This window comes from Streptomyces sp. NPDC058637 (assembly GCF_042717325.1).
Lineage (GTDB): Bacteria > Actinomycetota > Actinomycetes > Streptomycetales > Streptomycetaceae > Streptomyces.
This window is the reverse complement of sequence record NZ_JBHXRD010000032.1, coordinates 40,876-65,151: the sequence shown is the minus strand read 5'-3', so window position 1 is coordinate 65,151 and position 24,276 is coordinate 40,876. Positions and strand designations below refer to the sequence as shown.

The following is a 24,276-nucleotide window of genomic DNA, read 5'->3' as shown; positions in this document are numbered from 1 at the left end:
AAGGTCAGCGTTTCCATGCCTGCCGGCCGCATCGCCGCCGTGAAGGCCCGCGTCGGAGCGCGAGGCTTCTCGGCATACATCAGCGCAGCCGTCGAACGGCAGATACAGCGCGACCTCCTGGAAGAGTCGCTCCGGGAGAGAGAAGCAGAGATTGGCCGACCGTCCCCGGAAGTCCAGAACTGGACCGCGGAGATCTTTCAGGAGGCGGAAGACCTGGCACGGGGGAGCCGCGCAGAGCCGTCTCCGGAAGGGGCCACCGAGTGGGACGCGCGCAAGGCCAGCTGAGCCACGGAATCGTTATTCTTGATCCCGAAGGGCTGAATGGGTTCGTCAACAACGACCCCCGGGGCGCGGGCCTCGTCCGAGCAGCGCAGTCCAGGGACACGTCGGTGGCCGTCAGTGACCTCACACTCGTCGAAGCCTGGCATCCGAAGGTCCGCATGGACCGCTTCCGGTGGCACGCATCCCGCCTCGAGGTCCCGCCTGTCACAGAGGCGATTTCGTGGCAGGCCATCGACCTGCTCCGCAACGCCGACCTGCACGCGCACAAGTACGCCATCGGCTCTGTCGTGGCAGCGACATCCCTGGGCTGCACGGGGCCGCGGATTATCGTCACTTCGGACGTGGACGACATCGACGAGCTCTGCGGCGACCGGGGGCGAGCCGTGGGCGTCTGACGGAACGGACAGCGATGGGCCGGGCCACAGTTCCCCTGTGTCCCGGCCCATCGTGCGCGCGAGTTCAGTTCACCGAACGCGGGAAGGAGACCTCCACCCGTCGGTTCTTCTTCCGGCCCTCTTCCGTGCTGTTGTCGGCGATCGGGTACTGCTCCCCGTATCCACGGATTTCGAACGTGATCGACGTACCGAGTTCCTTGGACAGCACGCTGTTCACCGCTTCGGCGCGCTGCTTCGACAGCACGTCGCCGTGTGCCGACGAACCGAGGTTGTCGGTGAAGCCGAAGATGCGGACCTTCGCCGCGTTCTGCTTCTCGATCTCGGTCGCGATGGCGGAGATACGGGAATTGGCCTCGGAGCTCAGCTTGGCGCTGTCCTTGCCGAAGAGGACTTCGGCCTGGAGCGCGAACTTGATGTCCGCGTTCGTGTCCTCGCGGCGCTCCTCACCGCCCTCGTCCTCGACGACCTGGACGATGTCGAGAACCTTGGCCGGCGCGAGGGTGCCACCTTCGGGCATCTTCAGATCGGGATCGTTGCCATCGGTCTCGACCGGGGGCACGGATGTCGCCTCGGTGCCGGGGGGCACGCTCGGGCCGTCATCGGCACGCGCCGACGACGCCCCGAACAGCGTGGCAGCGGTCACCACCATGGCTGACGCAACAGAGAGTCCGGCGAAGCCGATTGGCTTCAGCCGAGTTCGGTTGAGGTTCATGTCAGCCGTCACCCTGAGATCTTCAGGGAAGTCGTCGCGAACGTCGGCAGTGTGAAGTCGACCTCAGTCGTCGTGCTGGGAGGCGCTGGGAACTGCATGAAGATGGGGGTCGATTCCCCTGCCGACAACGGCGTGATGCCAGTGGTGCAAAGGCAACGGTTCTCCGTGTCCCGAAGAACGTAATAACGCTTCTTGCCCGTCTTGTCCACCAGTGTCGCACCAGCAACAGAGTTTGCATTGCTGTTGGCAACCGCAGATTCCGTGCCCGCCCACGAACTGGAGTTCTGCGTCCTGTCGCTCACGTTCTCGATCGTGCCCTGAACGGTGACAAACCCTCCGGAGTCACGCTTCACCTGGTTGATCACGAGATTCAGACCACTTCCCCTGATCTCGGCAAGGTTGGCGTCCGGGTCCACGTTCTCCCCAGCAGCGGTGTCCTCCTGCTGCGCTCCCTTGTCCTCCTCGGCGGACTTGGACGGCGCGGAGGAGGGCGACGAACCGGCGTCGCCCGTCTCACCGCCACCGTCAGTACCGCAGCCGGTGACGGCCAAGGCCAAGGCAGCCGTCAGGGAGACGGCCGCCACCGCCGTTCGGGACCTGGTGGAGCGCCGAATGCTCATGGGTCTGATTCCTTTACTCGTCGTTCGCTGTCAGTTGTCGACCAGATGCACGTCGTAGAGAAGCTTGCTCACCGTGGACCAGGGCGGGGGGCTGCCCGGGGCGATTTCTACCACCCCGGCGTCCCCGCACGGGAAGATGTACAAGTCCTGGACTCCGTTATTGTCGAAGTCCACGGCCTTCCACCCGGGGCAGCGGAACTCGACAATGGCAGTCGCCGTGGCTTCCGCGATCTTCGTCTCGGTGCCGGGGATCACCGGTGAGTCCACCGTCTTGCGGCCCTGGACCTCGACCGTGATCTCGTCTCGATAGCCACCGAGCGTCGGTCGGCAACTGTTGACATCCGACTCATTCGCTGCGGCGAAGGAATGAGCCGCGGGACACCCGTACACCGGGTGCAACTGGAGGAATTGCTCCAGCATGTTCTCGGGCAGCGAAGCGAGGAAGCCTGTCCCGAAGTCCTCACGGTTCTGTTGAGCAGCAGCCAGCGCGGCGGAGTCCGCCGCGCCTTGGGCTCCATTACGCAAGGCCGAGGCCTTGCCGACGGCAAAGAACGCGAACACGAGGAAGAGCAGGCCCGCCACCATCACTACGTAGATGGGGAAGGCCTGCCCTGCATCGGTACGGGTGCGACGCCCCATTACTTGGCTGTGATGGAGTTCACCAGACCCGAGATCCGACCCGAGATCGCGCCACCGATACCCGTCGCCATGATCGCGCCGATGATCGCCACGACCACCAGGATGATGCCCAGGTACTCGAACGCCGTCTGGCCGCGGTCCTTGGCCTCGTAGCGCTTCTGGATCGAGCTGACGGCGGTGTTGGCCCAGCCGTTGACGCGGACGGCGGTCTTCAGGGTGATGTTCGACATGGTGTTCCCCTCCGGGTTCGGCCGACCGGTGGTCGGCCGACTCGCGCGCTTCTTGGGTGTCACCCGCAACCCCGGCATCCTCCTGACCGAAACCGCCGGCGACATGAGAAACATACGGCGGCAGACCCCGCTCGTCGGAGGGTCCCAGGGCCCATTCCCGGGCCCAAAGGGGGTGTTGGGCCTCCGGAGCGGGCGTACGCGTGGGTCCGAGCGGGGCCGGAGGCGCCACGCGCACCGCCATGGTCGTGCTGCGGCGTTCAGCCACGACGACCACCTGCCCCCTGCGCCCCCGGCCCCGTGGGAGCCGTGCCGAGCCAGCGGGCGATGGCCTCGCTGCGGGTGGTGCTGTGGAGCTTGGTGAAGATGCGGTTGATGTGGTTCTTGACCGTCTTCTCGCTGATGAAGCAGGTGGCGGCGATCTGCTGGTTGCTCATTCCGGACGCGATCAGCTCCATGACCTCCGCCTCCCGTGAACTGAGCTCGTACCGCTGCCTGTTGAGAGCCACGTCGGACCCCCCGGTCAGGGAAGACTGTGCCACAACTGGTTGCAGATGCGAAAGACCCTGCGCGGTGTGTACCGGTCGCATCGCAGGTGGGGCCGGTTCGGGCTCGGGCACATGTGCAGGCGCACCGTGTTGCTGGGCGGGAGTGGGGACGTGACTGTCGTAGCCGGACCCCCGGTAGGGAACGCCCGTGGTCAGGGCCGCGCCGAGGCCCTCCGGGAGCGCCTGTCCCTGGGGGCCGGGGCCCTCGCGCATGTGGGCCAGGAGCACGTTGGCCGCTGTCGCGGTGAAGTGCGCGCGGCCGTTCTTCGTGTCGCGTACGGCCTGTACCAGCTCGTCGGCGGTGAACTCGCCGTGGACCAGGTAGCCGCTCGCGCCCAAACGCAGGACCTCGTGGACGATCTCGCTCTCGCGGCTGTAGGTCAGCATCATGACCGGTGCGACCTTGACGAGGTGCGGGAGGGCGGAGATGCCGTCGACGCCGGGCATGCGGACGTCGAGCAGGACGACGTCCGGCTGGTGCAGGACGGCCATGTCGTAGGCCTGTCGGCCGTCCGCGGCCTGGGCCACGACGTCGATGTCGTCGCGGCCGGAGAGCAGGACGCCCAGGCCTGCCCGGACCACGGGGTTGTCGTCGGCGACGACGACCCGCAGGGCACCGGGGGCGGGCGGGGGCGCGGGCAGGGGAGGCAGGGACTCGGATGCCGCGGAGTGCTGGGGGACGGGGACAGGGAACCCGTGCGGACCAGGCCCCGGGTTGAGCGGGGTGACGTGCGAGGACGTGTGCTGGGAGGCGTGGTTCTGTGCGGCCCAGTTCTGGCTCGACGCGCGGGAGACGTCGTCCGGCATCTGCGACCTCCTCTCAGGGTTGTGTGGGGGGGGTGAGGGTGGAGTGGGACGTGGTGCGGTTCAGTCGGGTCGCCGCTGGTGGGGAGCGGTGGTGAGAGCGGCGACCGGCAGTTCCAGGCGTACTTCGGTTCCCCTGGCCGCCTTGCCCTTGCCGATCCGGATGCGGGCACCGATGGCCGCGGCGCGTTCGACCATGCCGACGAGGCCGAAGTGTCCGGCCTGCCGGAGGTCGTCGAGCGTCGTGCCCGGCGGCAGGCCCTGCCCGTCGTCGTAGACGCTGACGCGCAGGACATCGCCCTTCACGCCGACGAGTACGACCAGGTAGGTGGGGTGGGCGTGGCGGTGGGCGTTCTCCATCGCCTCGGAGGCGACGGTCAGCAGCTGGCGCGCGACGACCTGGGGGACGTGCGGGACCGGCACGTCGTTGAGGAGCCGGAAGGTCCCGGTCAGCGCGTGCCGTCGGGTGAAGTCGTCGACGCGTGCGCGGAGTTCGCCGACTACGTCCACGCCGCCGTCGAGTCCGGACTCGCGGCGCAGGTCGGAGAGGAGTTCCCGGGATTCGGCCGCCGCGCGGCGAGCGGCGCGGGCGACCAGTTCGGCCTGGTGTCTGACGGTGAGCGGGTCCATGCGGTCGGAGGATTCGGCCAGGCCCTCGGCCGCCAGTGCCAGGCCGTGCAGGGTCTTGGCGACGGAGTCGTGCATCTCCCGGGCGAGCCGGGTGCGTTCGCCCTCCACGGCCTCGTTGACGGCGAGACGGGCCCTGGTCTCGGTGAGGGCCTGGCTGGCCGTCCCGAAGCGGAGGAGCAGATTGCGCAGGGTGACGCCGACGGCGCCGGCGATGACGCAGAAGCCGGGGAGGAGGTACGCGGTGGCGTCGGCGGGCTGCAGCTTCGGGTCGGTGCCGTACACACCGAGGACGACCACGATCTGCAGTGCGGTGAAGACCGCCGCCCCACGCCAGCCGTAGACGAGTCCGGCGAGCAGCGGGGTGCAGACGGTGACGTACGCGAGGGTGGACTCGGGGCTGGCGGTGATCAGCAGCAGGGCGCCGAAGAAGACGTCGATGCCGAGCAGCCAGGGCTGGCGCAGGAGGACGGGGCCGAAGCGTTCCCAGTCTCGGAACAGGACGTAGCTGCCCATGAACGTGACGAGGATGGCCGAGCCGATCAGCCAGGAGGCCGGGCCGGACGCGGTGTGGCCGAGGGCGAACGGTGTGGCCATGGCGATCATCGCCAGCCGGAATCCGAAGACCTGGCGGCACATCGCCTGGAGCGCGTTCAGCTGGATCGCGAACGCCGGGCGTGCGACGGGATCCGCGATCGCCCGCCGCACCTCGGCGTTCAGTCCCGTCTGGATACCACCGAGCTGGAACGACATGTGCCTGTCACCTCCCTCCGCCTGTCCTGCCCACCGGCCGCCCCGTTCACGTCATCCGCCCGTGAGGAAGCCGAAGTCGATGTCGGCCCCGTAGACGAAGCCGACCGTCAGCAGCAGCAGCGTTCCGGGGAGCAGGAACGTCGTGACCGCGAAGGTCGCCTTGGGCACGGCCCTGGCGGCCTTCCTGCGGGCGTTCTGGGCGTCGGTGCGGCGCATGTCGTTGGCGATCTGGATCAGTGTCTCGACGATCGGCGCACCGAGCTCCTCGCCCTGCTGGAGCGTGGTCACGAACATCGCCACCTGCTCCGAGTCGTTGCGCCTGCGCAGCTGGTCGAAGGCCTCGCGGCGGCTGACGCCCATGTCCATCTGGCGCAGGGTGATGCGCAGTTCGTCGGCCCAGGGGCCCTCGTACTTCTCGGCGACGCGGCCCAGTGCCTGACGGAAGCCGAGGCCCGCCGAGACGACGACGGCGAGGACGTCGAGGAAGTCGGGGAGCGTCCGGTCGATGTGGTCGCGGCGCACCCGTACGGCGGACCAGATGCCGACCTCGACCCAGAAGATGCCGAAGCCGATCAGCAGCAGCGCGAGGAAGATCTGGCCGCGCATGAGCATGGTGAGGGCGCCGAACCCGCCGAGGCCGCCGTAGACCGCGCGGCGGGCGGCGTAGCGGTCGATGGTCAGACCGCCCGGGTTGCCCGCCATGTCGATCTGGCGGCGCTTCTTGTTGACGGCCTTGGGGCCCATCATCCGCAGGACCATGGGGGCCCAGCGCATGCCGAGCCGGTCGATGCCGGAGCCGACCGCGCTGGTGCGGGTGGAGCCGACTTCCAGGGCGAGCGCGAGGTCGCTGGGGAGCTTCGCGTCGCGCCGGTACATGCGGATGCCCGCGATGGCTCCGTACACCGCCAGGCCCATGACGCCGGCGAGCAGCAGGTCCATGTGCGCGCCGCCCATCAGACGTCGATCCGGGACATGCGGCGGATCACGATGAATCCGACGGCGTACAGGGCGATGGAGATGACGACGGCGACCTGGCCGATGAAGGCGCCGGTCATGCGGTCGAGTGCGCCGGGCATGACCGCGTTCATCAGGAGCATGGCTCCCAGGCCGAACATCGGGACGGCGTAGGCGGTGACGGTGACCTGGGAGAGCTGGGTCTTGACCTCGCGCCGGGTCTCCTTGCGCTCCTCCAGTGTCTCCGTGAGGTTGCGCAGCGAGCTGACGACCGTACCGCCGGCCCGGTTGGACAGGATGAGGGTGGTGACGAGGACGACGAGTTCGCGGGAGGGCAGCCGGTCGGTCAGCTCGCTCATCGCGTCCTCGAGGGTTTCACCGACGGCGAGGCGCCGGGAGACCCGGGCCAGTTCCTGGCCCGCCGGGTCCTCCATCTCGTCGGCCGCCATGCTGATGGACGTACGCAGGGCGAGGCCGGCCTGGGTGGCGTTGGCGAGGATGCGGGAGAGTTCGGGGAGCTGGTTGATGAAGCGTTCGGTGCGTTTGGTCCGCTGCCAGCTCAGGAACGCGTTGGTGCCCCAGAGGCCGATGAGCGCGGCGACCGGCCCGAAGAAGCTGGCGAGCATGGACGCGGCGATCATCCACAGTCCGGCCATGGCGAAGAGCGAGTAGACGAAGAACTCGCCGGGGGTGACGTCGAGGCCGGTCGCGGCGAGCTTCAGGTCGAGTTTCCGCCCCAGGCCGGTCCTGCGCAGCCTGCTGTCGAGTCCGCGGAAGCGGCGGTGGCGCCCGGTCTCCGGGACGTGCCCGGTGTACGAGAGGCGGTCCACCAGGGCGTCCCGGTCGGCCTTCCCGCCGGAGTAGGCGTGCAGGCCTGCCACGCCGGTGACGCAGCAGAGCAGGGTGACGCCGATCGTGAGCAGAGGGAGATTCGTCATGGCGCGGTCCTAGTTGGCCTCTCGGGTGGCGAGCTGTTCGGCGGATGCGGCGACGCCGAAGGCCTGCGGGATGGGCTGGCTCGCCATGTAGAGGCGGTCGGCGATCTTGCGCGGGATCGGGAGGTACCTGAAAGTGCCGTTGATCCGGCCGTCGGCGGCCATCGGCTGGGCGTCGAACCGGGCGACGGTCACGATGCGGTACGGGTCGCGGCCGTGCGAGTCGAGTACGGCGATCTCGGTGACCTTGCGGGAGCCGTCGGCGTGCCGGGTGAGCTGGACGATGACGTCGACGGCGCTGTTGATCTGGTCGTGCAGGGCTTCGAACGGGATCTTGATCTCGGACATCGAGGCCAGGGTCTGCAGACGCATGAGCGCGTCCTCGGCGTTGTTGGCGTGGACGGTGGCGAGCGAACCGTCGTGACCGGTCGACATCGCCTGGAGCATGTCGAGCGACTCGCCGCCACGGACCTCACCGACGACGATCCGGTCGGGCCGCATACGCAGGGAGTTGCGGACCAGGTCGCGGATGGTGATCTGGCCCTTGCCCTCGACGTTCGCCGGACGGGACTCCAGGCGGATCACATGGCTCTGCTGGAGCTGGAGTTCGGCGGAGTCCTCGATGGTGACGATGCGCTCGCTGTCCGGGATCAGACCGGAGAGCGCGTTGAGGAGGGTCGTCTTCCCGGTGCCGGTGGCGCCGGAGACGATCACGTTGAGCTTGGCCTGGACGAGTCCGGAGAGCAGCACCAGCATCTGCTCGTCGAGCGAGCCGACGTTGATCATCTCCTGGAGCGTGAACGCTCTGGGGAACCGTCGGATGGTGAGTGTCGCGCCGGTCAGTGACAGTGGTGGGATGATCACGTTGACACGTTCACCGCTGGGTAGACGCGCGTCGACCATGGGGTTCGACTCGTCGACGCGGCGGTTGACGGTCGACACGATGCGCTCGATGGTCTGCATCAGCTGCTCGTGCGAGCCGAAGCGCATCGGGAGCTTCTCGACCTTGCCGCTGCGCTCGACGAAGATCTGGTCGGGGCCGTTCACCATGATCTCGGTGATGGACGCGTCTTCGAGGAGCGGTTCCAGGATGCCGAGTCCGAGGGCCTCGTCGACGACGCGGCGGATCAGCTGGGTGCGTTCGACGGTCGAGAGGACCGGTCCCTCGCGGCTGATGATGTGGCTGAGTACGCGTTCCAGCCTGGCCCGCCGGTCTGCGGCGGCGAGCGAGGACATCTCGGCCAGGTCGATCTCTTCGAGCAGCTTGGCGCGGTAGGACGCCACCATGTGGCTGTCCTCCCGCCCCCCGCCGTTCTTCTCGGGGGCGGTCATGCGTGCCCGCAGACTCATTGCGTAACTCCTCGTTCCGACTTGCCGGTTGAGCCGTTGGTGAGGCAGTGGCGCGAGCGCCGTGGGGTCAGGTGCGGGGCATCGTGGAGCTGCGTTCGGCCGTACCCCAGAGATTGACGCCCGGCAGGATGTCGGGCACCTTGACGCGGGCGGTGCAGGTGACCGCGTCGAGGGAGGAGGACCCGTCGGTGAAGCGGGCCCGTTCGGCCGTCCAGTCACTCATCGCGGCCCTGCCCGCCTGCCCGTCGCAGCCGCCCGACGACATGCTGCCCGAGCGCGCCGCCGCGCGGGCGCCGGTCCCCGCCTGGTTGGCGGCGTACGCGGCGAGGCCCGCCTGGATCGCGAGGAGACCGACCAGGAGCAGCAGGGGGATGAAGCCCAGGTACTCGATGGCGACCTGGCCCCGGTCACGGCGCGGGGTGGCGCTCGTGCCGGCCGCCGGGCCGGGTGTGTGCGTGCGCTTGCTCATCGCTCAGCCCTCCACCGGGAACGCGGCGTTGCCTTCGACGCGGAACGGCCAGTCGAGTACGCCGGGCACCAGGACCGGCACCTGCAGCTGGACCTCGGCCGAGTACATGCCCGACCTGGTGCGGCACTTCGTCTGCTTCATCGAGTCCCGCCAGGCCTTCGGCAGGTGCTCCTTGGCCGCGGCCCGGCATTCCTGTGCCCGCGGGCCCTCCGTTATGGCCCCCTGGTGCGCCGCCTTGTCCGCCGAGTTCCCCGCCAGGGAGAACGTGTAGCCGATCAGCGCGCACTGCCAGAGCGCGATCATCAGCAGGATGATCAGCGGTGTGACGCCCAGGAACTCGATCGCGGTCTGGCCGCGGTCGCGCCCACGGCCGAACAGCCGGCCGTGCATCCGGCCCCGCGTCCGCCCACGCGTCGGGCCCCGGCGCGCGGAAGGCTCACCGTGGCGCCTTCCCCGTATCTCCACGTCTGTCGTCTCGGTAACTGCCATTGGTCAACTTGCCCCCTTGGTCGTCGCCCGGTTCCGGCCGTCGCCGTCGCGTCCGCCCAGGCGCGGGCGTCCGATCGAGCCCCGGTCGTTCTTGGACTTTCCGCCGTTCTTCGCGGTGCTCCTGGCGCCGTTCTTCTCGGCCTTGTCCGGAACCTTCACGATGCCGAGCTCACCCGCAAGGGCCCAGAGGGCCTGTTTGACGGTGCTCTTGGGGTCCAGTTCGTGCAGCCGGCCCGCGTCGACGACGCTCTGGAGCTCCTTGAAGTTCGCGGGAACGGCCGTGTTCGCCGTCCGGGTCCCGGTGATCTTCTCGATCAGCTGCGGCTGGATCTCGGTGCTGCGGACGAACCGGTTGACCACGGTGATCGTCTCCTCCGGCTTGCGGATCTGGAGCCGGTCCCACATGCGTACGAGGCGCTTGGCGCCGCGCACCGCGATCACGTCCGGGGTGGTGACCAGCAGCGCCGCGTCGGCCATCTCGATGGCCGCGGCACCGGCGCCGTGGAGCTGACTGCCGCAGTCGATGACGACGATCTCGTAGCGCGAGCGCAGCGCGCTGACGATCTGGCGGGCGGACCGGTCGCTGACGTCCTCGCCGCGCTCGCCGTCGCCCGGTGCCAGCACGACGGCGAGGCCGGAGTCATGGCTGTACACGACGTCGGACAGGACGCGCGGTGTGATGTCGGTGATGGCCGACAGGTCGACGATGGAACGCCGGAACTGCACATCGAGGTACGAGCCGATGTCACCGGCCTGGAGGTCCATGTCGACCAGGGCGACGGTGAGTCCGGACGCCTGGGCCGCCAGGGCGAGTTGTACGGCGGTGACGGTGGTGCCGACCCCGCCCTTCGCGCCGCTGACCGTGACGACCGTACCGCCGGGGCCGGTGAGGACGTCCGCTCCGGTGCTCAGGTGACGGCGGACACCGACGGACCACTGGGCGGCGGACTGGACCCGGTTGACCAGTTCCTCGTAGCTCAGGGGAAGGGTGACGACGCCTCGGGCGCCCGACTCCATCGCGGACGCGAACAGGCCCGGTGTGACGTCGGCGGTGATGAGCACGACCCCGATGGCGGGGAAGCGCAGGGAGACCTCGCGGATCAGTTCCAGTGCCGGCACCGGGCCGATCCGCTCATGGACCAGTACGACCTCGGGCAGTTCGTCGAGGGACTCGCCCGCGAGACGGGCGAGCATGTCGATGAGCTGCGTCGAGTCTCCGACCGGAGCCGCCGGCTCCGCGTCGGGGAGCTGGCTGAGCAGGGTGGTGACCGATCTGGCCGCGTCGGCGTCACCTACGGCCGGGAGGATCCTGGTGGTCATCCGCTCCTCACTTGTCCTTGTCGAGCGTGTAGGTCCGGTCACCGGGACGGATCGTGCCGTCGCTGCCGGGGGCGACGAGCGCGAGGCGTACGTGCTCCGCGAACGACTCGGCGTAGGCGATGCGCTGGGTGTCGAGCGTGTTGAGCGCGAAGGTGATCGGGACGGCTTCGGTGCCCAGGTTCGTCTTGGCGTCGCGGCCCGGCTCCAGCGCGGTGAGCTTGCCGACGTCCAGCACCTTGGCGTTGGAGACGATGACCTTCGACTGGGAGGGGTCGCCGTCGCGCTCACCGGCGAAGGTGGCGTAGATGTTGACCGTCGCACCCGAGGTGATCTTGCCCGCGACGCCCGTCGCGGCGTCGATCATGATGGCGATCTCCTGCTCCCCGGGCCGCAGTGCGGGGCGCTTCTGCATCATGTCGGACTGCAGCAGCGAGCCCTTGCGCAGCTCCGTGACCGCGATCTTGCCGTTGACCTCGGACACATCGGTCACGGCGTTGGACGAGAGCCAGCGTTTGGGCATCTTGACCTTCTCGAACTGTGCGCCGGACAGCGCGGTGTAGGGCGCCACGTCTGTCTTGACCTGGTACGCCGTGACCTCCGGCCCGACCTTCGAGTTGACGTCACTGATCACCGAGAGCACACCGGCGAAGGCACCGAAGGCACACAGGACCGACAGGAGCAGGAGTATCACGCCGCGGCGCTGGCGGGAGTTCATTGGCCGGACAACCTCGTTCGATTCGGATGCGTGGGGCAGCGGACAGAGAGAGATGCGCGGGGTCCGTGGGGGGACGTGCGGCTACCGGGCGCCCGGTGGTGCGGGCGTCCCCTGGTTCAGGACACCCGTGGGGTGCGTTCGGTTCTCGGCGGAGTGGAGCGGCGAGGAGCAGAAGCCGCAGCGGTCCCCGATGAGCTCCATTCCGCACCAGTGGCAGCTCTCCCGCCTTACGGAGGAGACCAGCTGGTAGATAACCGAGATGTCCGGGAGGTAGGAGACGAATTCCACCATCTTTCCGGTACCCCACCAGCGCGGGGACCCGGAAGGCAGGGGGCATTCCTTGATGGCCTGGACCTTCCACGCGGGGGCCAGGGTTTCCCGTACCCAGTCGGAGGTCGACTGTCCCTTCGCGATCAGCAGATGTGTTTCGAACTCCGGCCCCGGCAGGTCGGTGGTGGGCCCGGCCTTGACGAGCCGCGGGTCGGGCCCCGCGAGTACGGCGAACTGCGAGCCGGGCACCCACGACTTGGCGTGCGTCCTGAGGCTGACGGGCACCCGGTCGAGCCTGGCCACCGAGTTCAGCAGGGCGCCCGCGTGGATGTAGTGGGCGAGCAGCCGGGCGGCCGACGCGACCACTCCGGGGCTGAAGTCGCAGATGGACAACTGGCGCAGCTGCCTGACCAGTACGGCCACGCCCAGCGGTGGCAGGTCCACCTTGAGGAGGGCGATGCGGTCGCTCTCCAGCACGGATCGGACGGCGTGCAGCCGGCGCTCGTGGGCCGTGCTGATCCCCGTCGGGTAGACCGCGATCACATAGCCGTGCTGCTCCAGGAGGAGGTGCATGTCGCCGATCGCGAGGTCCAGGGTCTGGGCCTCGGGAGCCTGCAGCAAGGCAGCGGTCGGTGTCTGCTGATCGGTCGGCGGTAGCACCAGATCAGCGCTGGTCACTGCTATTGCGGTCGGCACGCTCTTCCCCGTTCGGCTCCGGCCGTCGTCGTCGTGACTCCGGCCGCAATCGCTCCTGCCCCGTGCTGCTTTCCCCGCACTTTAGCCACTTCTCAGCAGGTAGAGAACAGATAGTGGGGTGCAGTACAGCAACAGTCGGCACACGTGTTCGCATCATCCCCTGCGCGAAAGGGGACGAATACAATACTGGTCAACTTCTGTACCACCCCCCAGGGTTACCGGCGCCGTCGAGGTTTGAACTCGGGAAAATATATCCACGCACGTCAGAAGGCATCTTGGACACCCTTCCGCGCAACTACCGGAAATCCACTCCGTAACGGTCCGACCGCCTCGGCCGAGTCACCCGCGCGAGTGCATCCGAGCTTCCCGAAGCGGCTTCGCCACCTCTGATCGGCCCCTGCCCGGCCTATCCGCGCGCATCCGTTCCGCCAGAGGTCTTGACAACCTGATTGGTCTGGACCAGTTTATCGGCCAACGGTGGCCACCGTTCCCCGCCAGCACCCCCAACTCCCCCACCGGAGGCAGCAAGTGGAACGCTCCGCAGCCAGCAGACACAGAAGACGTCGTCCCCGGTTCCTCCTCGGCGGAGCCGTCGCCGTGCTCGCCGCCGGGGCCCTGACCGCCACCGGACTCGTCGGCAACGCGTCGGCGGCCGATGTCAACGTCGCCAAGAACGCCGGTTTCGAGTCCGGTCTCGCCAACTGGACCTGTTCCGGCGGCAGCGGTGCCAATGTCTCCTCCCCCGTGCACGGCGGCACGTCCGCGCTCAAGGCCACCCCGGCCGGCCACGACAACGCCAGGTGCACGCAGACCGTGGCCGTGAAGCCCGGCTCCACCTACTCGCTCAGCTCCTGGGTGCAGGGCGGTTACGCCTACCTCGGAGCGAGCGGGACGGGCACGACGGACGTCTCCACCTGGACGCCGGGCTCGGGCAGCTGGACGCAGCTGCGGACCGGCTTCACCACGGGCCCGTCCACCACCTCCGTGACCGTCTACACCCACGGCTGGTACGGCCAGGCGCCCTACTTCGCGGACGACGTCCAGGTGACCGGCCCCGACGGCGGCGGCGGTACGGACCCCGAACCGACGGTCCCCGCCACCCCCGCCGGTCTGACCGTCGGCACGACGACGTCCTCCTCCGTGGCCCTGTCCTGGAACGCGGTCCCCGGCGCCACCGGTTACACCGTCTACCGGGGCGGCACGAAGGCGACCACCTCCACCGGCACCTCCGCCACGGTCACCGGGCTGGCCGCCGACACCGCGTACCAGTTCTCCGTGAGCGCCACCAACGCGGCCGGTGAGTCCGTCAGGTCCGCCACGGTCAACGGGCGTACGGCCAAGGCCGACGACCCGGGCCCCGGCCCGGTGACCTCGGTGCCCAAGCACGCGGTGACCGGCTACTGGCAGAACTTCAACAACGGCGCGGCCGTCCAGAAGCTCAGCGACGTACCGGCGAACTACGACATCATCGCCGTCTCCTTCGCGGACGCCACGGCCACGCCCGGTGCCGTCACCTTCAACCTGGACTCGGCGGGCCTGAACGGCTACACCGTGGCCCAGTTCAAGGCCGACATCAAGGCCAAGCAGACCGCCGGGAAGAACGTCATCATCTCCATCGGCGGTGAGAAGGGGACCGTCGTGGTGAACAGCGACGCCTCCGCCGCCGCGTTCGCCGACTCGGTGTACGCGCTCATCCGGGAGTACGGCTTCAACGGGGTGGACATCGACCTCGAGAACGGCCTCAACTCCACGTACATGACGAAGGCGCTGCGCTCCCTGTCGTCGAAGGCGGGCGGGCCCCGGTCTCGTCATCACGATGGCTCCGCAGACCATCGACATGCAGTCGACGTCGGGTGAGTACTTCAGGACGGCGCTCAACATCAAGGACATCCTGACCGTCGTCAACATGCAGTACTACAACAGCGGCTCGATGCTGGGCTGCGACGGCAAGGTCTACTCGCAGGGCTCGGTGGACTTCCTCACCGCGCTGGCCTGCATCCAGCTGGAGGGCGGCCTCGCCCCGTCCCAGGTCGGACTCGGTGTCCCCGCCTCCACCCGCGGTGCGGGCAGCGGCTACGTCGCCCCGTCCGTCGTGAACGCGGCCCTGGACTGCCTGGCCAGGGGCACCAACTGCGGCTCGTTCAAGCCCTCCAGGACCTACCCGGACCTGCGTGGTGCGATGACCTGGTCGACGAACTGGGACGCCACGGCCGGCAACGCCTGGTCGAACGCGGTCGGACCGCACGTCCACGGACTGCCGTAGCCCCAGACCCCGGCCCCGAGGCCCCGCAGCGCCGCCGCTCCCCCGGCGGCGCTGCGGGCGTCCGCGCACCGTGGAGCGGACCGCGGCAGGCACAGGGAGCCGGCGCCCCGACAACGCCCGGAACAGGCCCTGTCGGCGCCCGGACCGGGGCGCGTGAGGGGCCGGCGGGCTGGAAGAATCCCGGCATGACATCGATCCGTGCACTGCTGGTGGGGATCAACGACTACCTGCCCGGCGTGGCTCCCCCGCTGGGCGGCTGTGTCAACGACATCGGTGACGTACGCGCCCTGCTGGCGGGGTACACGACCGGGTCGACCCCGTCGGCCGTCCATGTGCTGCTGGACCGGGCGGCGACCGCCGCGGCGGTCGAGGACGGCATCCGGCACCGGCTGGGCGCGGCGGGTCCCGGTGACACCGCCCTGCTCTGGTTCTCCGGGCACGGCACCGAGACGCGGGCGCACGGCGCCGACCTGCTGATCGAGGCCACGGGCCGCAGTCAGGCCCTGCTCTGCGCGGACGGCCCGCTGACCGACAAGCGGCTGCGGGTCCTGCTCGACGAGGTGGCGGCCCGTGGCGCGCGGGTGGTGGCCGTCCTCGACTGCTGTTTCTCCGGTGGGGCGACACGCGATCCGGTGTTCACGGAGAGGTTCGCGCCCACGTCCGACGACCGGCCGCCGCTGCCGCCCGCCCCGCCCCGTGACGCCGCCCCGGTGGAGGCCGCCGGGACCCCGGCCACCGGGAGCGTCCTGCTGCTGGCCGCGTGCCGGCTGGACCAGCGGGCGTACGAGACGCACTTCGAGGGCCGCAGGCAGGGGGTGTTCACCCGTGCGGTGCTCGACGCGGTGCGGGCGGCCGGGCCGGGCATCACCTACCGGGAGGTGCTCGCCGCCGCCGACGCCCTGGTGCGGTGTTCGGGGGCCCATCAGCAGCCGGTCCTCCTCCCCGCCGCGCCCGGCGGTACGGCCGACTCGCCCTTCCTGTCGGGCGACACCGGCCGGCTCCCGGCCGGTGAACATCTGCTGCGGCAGGGGACGGAGGGCTGGGAGGTGGACTGCGGGGCGGGCCACGGGCTGCCCGAGGGCGACCGGCCCCCGGGCTTCCCGGCCACGGAGTTCACCGTGGTGGGCGAGGAGGAGGCCGACCGGAACGTCGCCGTCCGTACGGTGTTGCCGGACCGCTCCCTGGTCGATCCCCTGGACTGGGCTCCCGCACCGGGCCGCGTCTACCCCGTGGCACTCGGCGCGCTGAGCCTGCCCGCCGCCACGTTCGCCCTCCCGACCGCCGCCGGTGCGGAGGCCGGACCCGTGGAGGCCATCGCCCGGGCGCTCGCCACAGCCGGGCCGAACGGCGGCCCCTCCCCGCTCCTGCGCCGGGTTTCCGACGCCCGGCAGGCCGGTGATCTGCACTTCCGTGTGGAGGTACGCGGCGGCGCGGCCCACGTCCTGCGCCGTGACGGCAGCCCGTTCGTCACCCCGCTGCGGCTGGCGGGGTCCCAGGACGCGCGGCGGATCGCCGACTGCCTGACCCATCTGACGCGCTGGCACCGGCTGAGGGACCTGCCACCGCGCCCGTCGCCGCTCGACGGGCTGGTGCGGGTCGAGATCGCCCCGTGGGGCGCCTGGGACGGAACGCCGCTCACGCCGGACGGCAGCGGCGAGATCGTGTGCGCCTACGGCCCGGGGGCGGACGGCCCCCGCCCGCCGCTCCTGTCCGTGCGACTCCACAACCGTTCGGCGGACCGGCCGCTGTGGTGCGTGCTGCTGGACCTGACCGACGGTTACGCGGTCAACTCTGCGCTGTACCCCGGGCACTTCATCGGCCCCGGGCGCACCGGGCACGCGCTGGACGGGCAGCCGGTGCCGTTCTCCCTGCCCCGGGACCGCCCGCCGGTCCCGGGTGCGCAGGCTCGGGACTGGCTGAAGCTCGTCGTCGCCGAACGCGAGCTCAGCACCGTGCCGTTCCACCTCCCGGAGTGGCACCCGGCCCCGTCCGGGGCGCGGGCGGTCTCCACGCCCGACGACGGTGTCCTGCGCTTCTCGCCTCCACGGCGGTGGACGTCCACCCGGGATCTCGGCAGGCCCACCGAACGGGCGTACGGCCGGTGGACGACGCGTACGATCCCGCTGCGCACCGTCGTACCGAGGGCCTGACCGGCCGCTACCTGCCCAGGTGGAGGAATCCCGCCCACGCGCTCAGGTCGGCCGGATCCACCCGTGCGGCGAGCGCCGCCTGGGCGGGGGGAAATCCGTCGGGCAGGTCCTGGCCCCGTCCCAGCATCCACAGCTGCGCCCGCCGCAACGCCCCCGCGGGGGAATCCCGTTCGTGGCGCAGGTAGTGGTGGGCCAGGAGCATCAGCACGGAGGTCGCCCCGTCCGGCACCGGCCACAGCGAGCCGAACACGGAGCGGGCACCCGCCACCAGGAACGCCGTGGCCAGGGTGAACGCCTCGTTGTGCCCGTGTCCCGACACATGGCTGCGGCAGGCGGCCAGGACCACGAGGGCCGGGCCGCTGTGCTCCGCCTCGCCCAGGGCCTCGGACAGCTGCTCCGCGTACAGTCCGCCGCCGTGCAGGGCCAGCCCCGCCGTGTGCCGGGTCCGCTCCGCGACCGAGGCGTGGCAGGCCAGGTGCAGTACGCCGTCGGCGCTGCCGCCGCCCCGGAGCCAGGCCAGCACCTCCGCCGGGGTGCCGGCGCCGTCCGCCGCACCGCTCGCCCGCCGCCCCAGGAACCGCCCGTGCGGGTAGTACGTGCGGTGCACGACGTCCGCCTCCTCCCCCGCGTACCGCAGGTCACCCGTGGGGTCACCGACGACGAGGGCACCGGCGGTCCGCGGGGCGGCGGGCCGGGCGGCGACCTCGCAGAGCAGCCGTGCGGAGGCGGTGTACGAGAAGTCGACGTCCTGCAGGGCGTACCGGCGGCCCCGGGCACCCTCCCGGTAGGCGGCGTGCCAGGGGACGAGCCCGAGGCGGCCCATCGGTACGAGGACGAGCCGGGGGACGCGGCGCGAGCGGCCGGACGGGGCGAACTCCTCCAGCAGCGGGCGCACGGCCGCGGTCCACGCCCAGCCGCACAACCGGTCCAGCGCGGCGCGCAGGCCGGGTCCGGCCGCCGGTGCCCCGGTCTGCGGGGCCGGGCCCAGGTCCCGGCCGGCGCCGGGGGCCGGGTCGTAGTCCTTCAGCGGGCCCGCCTGCTCGCCGAGTGCCGGGAGCGGCAGGGCGCGCACCTCGCCCGCGGCGGTGACGACGACGGCCGCGCCGCCGCCGTCCTCGGACCGCGGCACGAGGTAGACCAGCGCGTCCCGGCCGAGGGCGCGGAGCGCGCCGGCGACGGCGGCGGTGTCCGGCGGGTCCAGGAGCTGGTCCTGGGGTGTGTCCGTCCGCGCGCGTAGCGCGGTGAGGACGCGGCGGCGCAGCGCGCTGGGGACGCCGCCCTCTCCGCCGCCCCCGCTGAACAGTCCGGCCGGTTCCGGGTCGGCGCGGGCCGCCCGCCACTCGTCGGCGAGGGCTCCGAGCCCGGCGCGGGCCAGCCGCTGGGGGACGGTGCCGGAGGTGACGGCGGCGTGCAGGGTGAGGCCGCGGCAGGCCTCCAGTGCCTGGACCGCGGAGGCCGGATCGCCGTCCCGCAGTGCCCAGGCGGCGACTTCGAGCGCCTCCTCGGTCGCCCGGCCCACGGCCAGCGCCGCATGTTCCGTACCCGACTGGAGGAGTGCGGACCACGCGTATCCGCGCAGGCCGTCCAGGCCGAGGCTCAGGGAGGTCCGCAGGTCGCGGGCTGCCCTCCCGGGCCTGCGGACCGCCCGCTCCCGGTAGGCGCGGGCGAGGGCCTGGGCGGCCGCCGCGTACAGGTGGTGTTCGGGGCCCCCGCAGGTTCGTACGGTCTGTTCCAGCAGGGTGATCGCCTGTGTCAGGTGCTCCTCGCGCGGGCCGGGGGCGGTGAGTGCGCAGGCCAGGGTCCAGTGGCCGGCGCCCAGCATCCCGGTGTACCTGAGGTGGTCCTCGCCGCCCGGTCCGCACAGCTCGGCGGCCTCCTCGATCAGTTCCATGGCGTCGGCCACCGCGGCGGTGTCCTCGTCCCGGCAGGCGGCTCCGAACCGGGCCGCGCCGTTGCTGCCCAGGACCCAGGCCCGGTGTCCGCGGTCGAACGGCAGGGCGGCGCGGCGCAGTTCCTCGGCGGTCGGGGCGCCGGACAGCACGAGCGGCGGTATTCCGAGAAGCTGGGCCAGCGCCTCCCGCCCCATGTGCATCGTGGCCAGACCCGTCCACAGCTCGGCCCTCGCCGGGTCGTCCGGTTCCAGCTCCGCGTGGATGGCCGCCACCCGGTACACGCACCGGTCCAGCACCGCGAGGTCCTGGCGCTGGGTGGCGGCCCGCGCCTCCATGTACAGCTGTTGCGCCTCGGCCAGCAGGAGCATGTAGGCGGGCACGGACGCGTCGTCGCGCAGCCTGTCGTGGATGACGCGCATGGCGTCGAGCTCGTCCGATCCGCCCTCCGTCTGCGCGCGGTACATCCGGGCGGCCAGTGCGGCCATGTCCAGGCCGTAGCCGTAGCCTTCCTCCCCGTCGGCGGGAACGCCGAGATCCAGGTGGGCCATCACCCGGTCCATGCCGGGCCCCTTGCCCCGGACCTCGCAGCGCAGCAGCGCCCAGCCCACCAGTGCGTTGGCCCGCCGCTGCCAGGCCGGATCGTCCTGATCCGTCCGCAGCATGGCCTCCATCAGGGCGTCCCGCTGCTCGTCGGTACCGGTGTCCGCCCCGGGGTCGACGACCAGTGCCATGGCCAGCAGGTTCGCCGCGTACTCCGCGCGCGCCCGGCTGCCCTCCTCCATCCGGGTCCATCGCGCGTACAGCAGGTCGAAGTCGGCGTCCCGGCGGTCCCTGGCGGTGGCGCCGGAGATGGTGCCGGGCAGGTCGGGGTCCGCGCATCCCGGGTCCGGGTGGAACCGGCCGTTCTCGATGTTCTCCACCAGTGCGGTCCACAGCGCGCCGACGGCCTCGCTGTCCAGGGGCGGGAGGGAGGGCTCGTCGTCCGGCTCCAGCAGCCCCCGCTCCTCCAGGACGGTCCTGGCCCATCCCCGCATCACCGTCGCCCCGTCGGCCAGTTCGGCCTGCTCGGGCTTCTCCGCCAGGGCAAGTCCGGCGAGCCGGCCGACCTCCCTGGCCCGCTGCGGGTCCTGGTCCGCGTAGTAACGGCTCTGCTGGTACGCGGCCATCAGCACGAGTGTGTTGACGACCGGGCCGTCGCGCTCCGGCTCCCACAGCCGCACGGCCCGGCGCAGCATGGCGATGGCCCGGTCCTGGCCCTCGCCGTCGGAGCGGCGGCCCGACCACTCGTAGACGACGCGGGCGAACGCGTTCAGGAAGACGGGGTCGAGCAGGTCCTCCGCACCGGGCTCGGCGAGCAGCCGGTCGACGGCCCGCGCGGCGGCCTCGCCACGGGCGTGGTCCATCCAGGTCGACCAGACGGCGGCGTGGACGTAGGCCAGCCGGATCTCCGCGTCCCTCGACCAGGGCTGTTCCCCGTGACCGCATGCCCGGATCTCGGCGAGGGCGCCCTCGAAGGCGTCTCCGGCCTCCTCCCACGGGGCGCGGTCCCCGGAGCCGTGGGCCCGCACGAGCAGCGCGAGGCCCATCGAGTACCGGGTGTAGGGGAGATCGCTGGTGGGCGGGGCCATGTCCAGCACCGCCCGGTAGTGGGTGGCGGCCAGCCGCGCCGACTCGGCGTCGCCGGTCAGCAGGCTGCGCTGGAAGTGCAGGTAGCCCTGGGCCTCGTGGAGTCCGGACAGGGTGCCCGGATCGCCGTCCGGGTGGGCGGCCAGGTCCGTCGCCAGGGCCGCCGCCCCGGTGTGCAGCCGCAGGGCCTCGTCCAGCAGCGGCAGCCGGTCGGCCGCGCTCCCGCCCTCGCTCGCCAGGTAGGAGAGCTTCGCGAGATCGGCCGACAGCACGTGGGCGACCAGGCGGGTGTCGTCCCTCTCGCCGTCGTCGTCGGCCGCCGCCAGCCCGCGCAGGCCCTCGTCCAGCAGGTGGCGCGCGTGACGCAGCAGCCGGTCGGAGGGGGCGGTCTCGTACTGGACGCAGCGCAGGTGCGCGAACATGACGTGCCGTACGGCCCAGTCGTCGCCCGTGCCGGGGTCGGCGAACATCTCCTCGAACCCGTCCACGGCCGAACGGAGTTCCTGGTGGTCGCCGGTCTCGCAGAAGTTCCGGTAGGCGGTCTCGGCGGCCGTCGTGGTGTCCTCGTGCATGCGTGGCCTCCTGCGCTCAGCGGGGTCCGTCGGGTGGGGGCAGCTGGACGCGGTAGGGCTGCAGCACCCCGTTGAGCCATTCCGTGCCGTCGGGCGTGCCGAGGTCCAGGGTGTTGTCGGCCTCCGGTCCGAGCACGTCGGGCGGGCACCGGTCGCCGAAGAGGACGACGGTGCGGTCGCCCGGCTCCCGTTTCGAGGACCAGACCATTCCCTGGGCCCATGGACCGGTGTGCCGGCGGATCCAGTGCGCCCAGTCGCGGGTGTAGGCGTACTCCTGGGCCTCCGTGTGGACCAGCCAGGTGTCCTGGTGGACGGCGGCGAGGTCCTGGGCGGTCATCAGGGAGACGAGGGTGACGTCGGACCTCAGCCGCAGGGTGGAGAGCGACCGGCCCTCGACCGCGATGCGCGGGAGGAGCCGTGGGCCGCCCGCCGGGTCGAAGGGGAGCCCGCGCAGCAGTGTCTCGCAGACGGCTGCCGCCGCGCCCAGGCCCGCGTAGAGGTAGTCGTACCCGTCGCACGGGGTGGCGTCGAACCGGCCGCCCCCGTAGAGGCAGTGTGCGGGGTGCGGGTTGAAGGCCACGGGGGCGCGGTGGGTGGCGTGCACCCGGTACAGCGGGGTGCCGGCCGGGAGTCCGGCCTTGGTGGGTACCCCCTGCATGCCGGTGGGCGGGCGGTAGTTCGGCACGGCTACTCCTGATCCGTCAGTGATCCGGCGGTCTCGGGCAGCCGGGCCTCGTCCGGCGTGCCGACGAGGCTCGCGGGGCTGACGCCGAGCCAGGCGTTCGGGGAGAGCCACCAGTCCGCGGCGCCCCACGGGTCGCGGTCGGCGGCCAGCACCGCGTTGACGTCCGTCACGACGGGCCGGGGCCGGGCGGCCGCGGTGAACTGGAAGCCCGGCAGCTGTACGGCGCCGCCCCTTCCGGCCAGCCGGATCAGCCCGGCCGCGTCCGGGTCGGTGCCCGCCCGCCGCAGGGTGCCGGGGTCCAGGGCCGGGGCGGCCAGCAGCCGCCCGCGTACGGGGCCGAGCAGCGGGCCGACCATGCGGTGGCCGTCCAGCAGCAGCACCGCCAGGTCCTCGGTGCTGAAACCCTGGTGGGTGGCGTGCTGCGCGCCGGCTCCCGGGGGTGGCGCCGTCAGGGTGAAGCGGCCCTGCGGGTCGTCGCCGAACTCGTCGGGCAGGCCGCGCGCGAGCAGTTCCGCGGCGGCGTACGCGGCCCGGTGGCGGCGGTGCTCCTCGGGCTGTTCGCCCCGGGGCCCGTCGCGGACCTCGCCGAGCAGCGCGGCCAGCCGCTCCAGCGACCCGGGGCCGAGCCGGCCGGCGATCGTCCCCCAGCGGCCGGCCGCCGCGGCGAGTACTGCGTACGGATCCACTGGCGCCCCCTGTTCGCGGATACGGCTTCCGGCGGGTGCGGGGGGTGCGCCGTGCCGCCCACCATGTCACCGGCGCTCCCCCTGCCACAAGCCGTTCGCCCTCTCCCATTGGACACGTCGCGCGGGTCGCGGTCAGGGCGATTCCGGGCCGGTTACCGGCGGGGCGCCCCGCGCCCCGCCGGTGGCTCTCGTCACCAGGGCAGTTCACGCACCTGCTGGACGCACAGCACGACGAACAGCAGCCCGGCGGATGCCAGCATGCCGTTGCTGAGCCAGCCGTTGCGCCATTGACTCGGTGTGCGGGAGGAGTTGAGCAGCCAGAGCAGGGTCAGGGCGAGGAAGGGCATGAAGAACGCGCCGAGCACCCCGTATCCGATGACCAGGCCGAAGGGCTCGTCCAGCCAGAGCAGGGTCATCGGCGGGAAGGTCAGCCAGAGCAGGTAGGCGCGGAAGGGAAGGGACCGCTGCTGCCGGCCGACCGCCGCGCCTCCGGCCTTCTCGGGGTCCTCGCCGCGGCGGCCGGCCCGGGTCCGTTCGACGAAGTCGGCGAACATCAGGCTCACGCCGTGCCACACGCCGATGAGCGAGGAGAACGAGGTGGCGAAGAAGCCGACCAGGAACAGCTTCGCGGTGCCCGCCCCGAAGCGGTCCTCCAGGACCTGGCCGAGATCGATCAGTCCCCGGTCGCCCTTCGTCAGCGCGATCTGCGAGGCGTGCAGCAGCTCGGCGCCGACGATCAGCATGGCGACGACGAAGACACCGGTGGTGAGGTAGGCGGCCCGGTTGTCGAGGCGCATCACCTTCATCCAGGAGGAGTCGCTCCAGCCCTTGGCGTTGACCCAGTACCCGTAGGCCGCCATGGTGATGGTTCCGCCGACTCCGCCGATCAGGCCGAGCGTGTAGATCAGCGAGCCGTCGGGGAGTACCGGCAGGAGTCCCGCGAAGGAGGCGCCGACGTCCGGCACGACGCGGATCGCGACGTAGACCACGACGACGAACATCACGCCGATCAGGACCGTCATGACCTTCTCGAAGACGGCGTACTGGTTGAACCAGACGAAGACGAGGCCGACGAGACCGGTGATGATCGCCCAGGTCTTCAGCCCCGGGCCGTCGGGGAAGAGCGCCACGATGGGCAGGGCGCTGGAGGACATGGCCGTCGCGCCGTACACGAAGCCCCAGATGACGACGTAGACCGCGAAGTAGCCGGTGGTCCATCCGCCGATGCTGCGCCAGCCGTCGAAGAGGGTGCGGCCCGTCGCGAGGTGCCAGCGGCCGACCGCCTCGGCGAGGGAGATCTTGACGAGGCAGCCGATGACGGCGGCCCACATGAGGGTGTAGCCGAATTTGCTTCCCGCGATGAGTGTCGCGACCAGGTCCCCGGCACCGACGCCGGTCGCGGCGACGACGATGCCGGGTCCGATGTACTTCCAACTGGACTTGCGCGGCCCGGAGCCCGTCTCCCCGGTTCCTGTCCGTCCTGCCCCGGATCCTGACTCTGTGGTTCCGCTTGTCTCCACCATGCCGATCAACGAAGCGCAAAGTGGGCCGCCGGACAAGGGGGCGCGCACGTCCTGCTCCCGGCCGTACCGGCGGA

General features: G+C 71.0%; 21 protein-coding genes and 1 pseudogene. 4 read left to right on the top strand and 18 right to left on the bottom strand.

Annotation, left to right across the window (positions count from 1 at the left end; genetic code table 11):
- Positions 1-15 precede the first annotated feature (15 nt).
- Positions 16-285: a hypothetical protein gene (locus ACFWVP_RS27455; RefSeq protein WP_384500596.1), complete on the top strand. Its 270-nt coding sequence runs from the start codon at positions 16-18 to the stop codon at positions 283-285.
- Positions 261-677 carry a DNA-binding protein gene (locus tag ACFWVP_RS27450; RefSeq protein WP_384500594.1) on the top strand — a complete coding sequence of 139 codons (417 nt, stop codon included), beginning with the start codon at positions 261-263 and terminating at the stop codon, positions 675-677. The genes ACFWVP_RS27455 and ACFWVP_RS27450 overlap by 25 nt, the downstream gene beginning before the upstream one ends.
- Positions 678-741: 64 nt before the next feature.
- On the opposite strand, the gene ACFWVP_RS27445 is transcribed toward ACFWVP_RS27450, so the two are convergent.
- The 14 genes from ACFWVP_RS27445 to ACFWVP_RS27380 form a co-directional block, all read right to left on the bottom strand.
- A complete protein-coding gene (locus ACFWVP_RS27445) occupies positions 742-1,389 on the bottom strand; it encodes an OmpA family protein (protein ID WP_384500592.1) in 648 nt (215 codons plus the stop codon).
- A gap of 8 nt (positions 1,390-1,397) precedes the next feature.
- Positions 1,398-2,009, bottom strand: a complete 612-nt coding sequence (locus ACFWVP_RS27440) for a hypothetical protein (RefSeq protein WP_384500590.1) — start codon at positions 2,007-2,009, stop codon at positions 1,398-1,400.
- A 30-nt stretch (positions 2,010-2,039) separates the two neighbouring features.
- Positions 2,040-2,648 (bottom strand): pilus assembly protein TadG-related protein, encoded by a 609-nt coding sequence (locus ACFWVP_RS27435; protein WP_384500588.1) that lies wholly within the window; start codon positions 2,646-2,648, stop codon positions 2,040-2,042.
- Positions 2,648-2,878, bottom strand: a complete 231-nt coding sequence (locus ACFWVP_RS27430; protein WP_384500586.1) for a hypothetical protein — start codon at positions 2,876-2,878, stop codon at positions 2,648-2,650. The genes ACFWVP_RS27435 and ACFWVP_RS27430 overlap by 1 nt, the downstream gene beginning before the upstream one ends.
- 257 nt (positions 2,879-3,135) lie before the next feature.
- Positions 3,136-4,230 carry a response regulator gene (locus ACFWVP_RS27425; protein WP_384500584.1) on the bottom strand — a complete coding sequence of 365 codons (1,095 nt, stop codon included), beginning with the start codon at positions 4,228-4,230 and terminating at the stop codon, positions 3,136-3,138.
- Positions 4,231-4,290: 60 nt separating this feature from the next.
- A complete protein-coding gene (locus ACFWVP_RS27420) occupies positions 4,291-5,607 on the bottom strand; it encodes a sensor histidine kinase (RefSeq protein WP_384500583.1) in 1,317 nt (438 codons plus the stop codon).
- A gap of 51 nt (positions 5,608-5,658) precedes the next feature.
- Complete coding sequence (locus ACFWVP_RS27415) at positions 5,659-6,546, bottom strand: DUF5936 domain-containing protein (protein WP_384500639.1); 888 nt, start codon at positions 6,544-6,546, stop codon at positions 5,659-5,661.
- 14 nt (positions 6,547-6,560) lie between these two features.
- Positions 6,561-7,499, bottom strand: coding sequence for a type II secretion system F family protein (locus ACFWVP_RS27410; RefSeq protein WP_384500582.1), 939 nt, complete (start codon positions 7,497-7,499; stop codon positions 6,561-6,563).
- A gap of 9 nt (positions 7,500-7,508) precedes the next feature.
- Positions 7,509-8,846: a CpaF family protein gene (locus tag ACFWVP_RS27405; protein ID WP_384500581.1), complete on the bottom strand. Its 1,338-nt coding sequence runs from the start codon at positions 8,844-8,846 to the stop codon at positions 7,509-7,511.
- Between the two features lie 67 nt (positions 8,847-8,913).
- A complete protein-coding gene (locus tag ACFWVP_RS27400) occupies positions 8,914-9,315 on the bottom strand; it encodes a TadE/TadG family type IV pilus assembly protein (RefSeq protein WP_384500579.1) in 402 nt (133 codons plus the stop codon).
- A gap of 3 nt (positions 9,316-9,318) precedes the next feature.
- Positions 9,319-9,705, bottom strand: coding sequence for a TadE family protein (locus tag ACFWVP_RS27395; protein WP_384500577.1), 387 nt, complete (start codon positions 9,703-9,705; stop codon positions 9,319-9,321).
- A 102-nt stretch (positions 9,706-9,807) separates the two neighbouring features.
- On the bottom strand, positions 9,808-11,124 hold the full coding sequence (locus tag ACFWVP_RS27390) for a CpaE family protein (protein ID WP_384500576.1): 1,317 nt from the start codon (positions 11,122-11,124) through the stop codon (positions 9,808-9,810).
- Positions 11,125-11,131: 7 nt separating this feature from the next.
- The gene (gene cpaB, locus ACFWVP_RS27385) at positions 11,132-11,839 is read right to left on the bottom strand and encodes a Flp pilus assembly protein CpaB (RefSeq protein ID WP_384500574.1); all 708 of its coding nucleotides are present in this window, start codon (positions 11,837-11,839) and stop codon (positions 11,132-11,134) included.
- An 81-nt stretch (positions 11,840-11,920) separates the two neighbouring features.
- Positions 11,921-12,787, bottom strand: a complete 867-nt coding sequence (locus ACFWVP_RS27380; protein WP_384500572.1) for a hypothetical protein — start codon at positions 12,785-12,787, stop codon at positions 11,921-11,923.
- Between the two features lie 546 nt (positions 12,788-13,333).
- On the opposite strand from ACFWVP_RS27380, the pseudogene ACFWVP_RS27375 reads away from it, so the two are divergent.
- Positions 13,334-15,068: pseudogene (locus ACFWVP_RS27375) on the top strand (chitinase).
- Between the two features lie 185 nt (positions 15,069-15,253).
- A complete protein-coding gene (locus tag ACFWVP_RS27370; protein WP_384500571.1) occupies positions 15,254-17,218 on the top strand; it encodes a caspase domain-containing protein in 1,965 nt (654 codons plus the stop codon).
- Positions 17,219-17,225: 7 nt separating this feature from the next.
- Here ACFWVP_RS27370 and ACFWVP_RS27365 read toward each other — a convergent pair whose 3' ends face one another.
- The 4 genes from ACFWVP_RS27365 to ACFWVP_RS27350 form a co-directional block, all read right to left on the bottom strand.
- A complete protein-coding gene (locus ACFWVP_RS27365; protein WP_384500570.1) occupies positions 17,226-21,308 on the bottom strand; it encodes a CHAT domain-containing protein in 4,083 nt (1,360 codons plus the stop codon).
- A 16-nt stretch (positions 21,309-21,324) separates the two neighbouring features.
- Positions 21,325-21,993 (bottom strand): RES domain-containing protein, encoded by a 669-nt coding sequence (locus tag ACFWVP_RS27360; protein ID WP_384500569.1) that lies wholly within the window; start codon positions 21,991-21,993, stop codon positions 21,325-21,327.
- Positions 21,994-21,995: 2 nt separating this feature from the next.
- Positions 21,996-22,679, bottom strand: a complete 684-nt coding sequence (locus tag ACFWVP_RS27355; protein WP_384500567.1) for a hypothetical protein — start codon at positions 22,677-22,679, stop codon at positions 21,996-21,998.
- Positions 22,680-22,870: 191 nt separating this feature from the next.
- On the bottom strand, positions 22,871-24,202 hold the full coding sequence (locus ACFWVP_RS27350; protein ID WP_384500565.1) for an Nramp family divalent metal transporter: 1,332 nt from the start codon (positions 24,200-24,202) through the stop codon (positions 22,871-22,873).
- Positions 24,203-24,276: the final 74 nt, after the last annotated feature.

Excerpts from the sequence above, each read along its gene's own strand:
- ACFWVP_RS27425 (WP_384500584.1), bottom strand. The coding sequence starts at position 4,230 with ATGCCGGACGACGTCTCCCGCGCGTCGAGCCAGAACTGGGCCGCACAG.
- ACFWVP_RS27410 (WP_384500582.1), bottom strand. The coding sequence starts at position 7,499 with ATGACGAATCTCCCTCTGCTCACGATCGGCGTCACCCTGCTCTGCTGC.
- cpaB (WP_384500574.1), bottom strand. The coding sequence starts at position 11,839 with ATGAACTCCCGCCAGCGCCGCGGCGTGATACTCCTGCTCCTGTCGGTC.
- ACFWVP_RS27400 (WP_384500579.1), bottom strand. The coding sequence starts at position 9,315 with ATGAGCAAGCGCACGCACACACCCGGCCCGGCGGCCGGCACGAGCGCC.
- ACFWVP_RS27440 (WP_384500590.1), bottom strand. The coding sequence starts at position 2,009 with ATGAGCATTCGGCGCTCCACCAGGTCCCGAACGGCGGTGGCGGCCGTC.
- ACFWVP_RS27405 (WP_384500581.1), bottom strand. The coding sequence starts at position 8,846 with ATGAGTCTGCGGGCACGCATGACCGCCCCCGAGAAGAACGGCGGGGGG.
- ACFWVP_RS27390 (WP_384500576.1), bottom strand. The coding sequence starts at position 11,124 with ATGACCACCAGGATCCTCCCGGCCGTAGGTGACGCCGACGCGGCCAGA.
- ACFWVP_RS27415 (WP_384500639.1), bottom strand. The coding sequence starts at position 6,546 with ATGGACCTGCTGCTCGCCGGCGTCATGGGCCTGGCGGTGTACGGAGCC.
- ACFWVP_RS27430 (WP_384500586.1), bottom strand. The coding sequence starts at position 2,878 with ATGTCGAACATCACCCTGAAGACCGCCGTCCGCGTCAACGGCTGGGCC.
- ACFWVP_RS27370 (WP_384500571.1), top strand. The coding sequence starts at position 15,254 with ATGACATCGATCCGTGCACTGCTGGTGGGGATCAACGACTACCTGCCC.
- ACFWVP_RS27420 (WP_384500583.1), bottom strand. The coding sequence starts at position 5,607 with ATGTCGTTCCAGCTCGGTGGTATCCAGACGGGACTGAACGCCGAGGTG.
- ACFWVP_RS27350 (WP_384500565.1), bottom strand. The coding sequence starts at position 24,202 with ATGGTGGAGACAAGCGGAACCACAGAGTCAGGATCCGGGGCAGGACGG.
- ACFWVP_RS27445 (WP_384500592.1), bottom strand. The coding sequence starts at position 1,389 with ATGAACCTCAACCGAACTCGGCTGAAGCCAATCGGCTTCGCCGGACTC.
- ACFWVP_RS27455 (WP_384500596.1), top strand. The coding sequence starts at position 16 with ATGCCTGCCGGCCGCATCGCCGCCGTGAAGGCCCGCGTCGGAGCGCGA.
- ACFWVP_RS27395 (WP_384500577.1), bottom strand. The coding sequence starts at position 9,705 with ATGCACGGCCGGCTGTTCGGCCGTGGGCGCGACCGCGGCCAGACCGCG.
- ACFWVP_RS27435 (WP_384500588.1), bottom strand. The coding sequence starts at position 2,648 with ATGGGGCGTCGCACCCGTACCGATGCAGGGCAGGCCTTCCCCATCTAC.
- ACFWVP_RS27365 (WP_384500570.1), bottom strand. The coding sequence starts at position 21,308 with ATGCACGAGGACACCACGACGGCCGCCGAGACCGCCTACCGGAACTTC.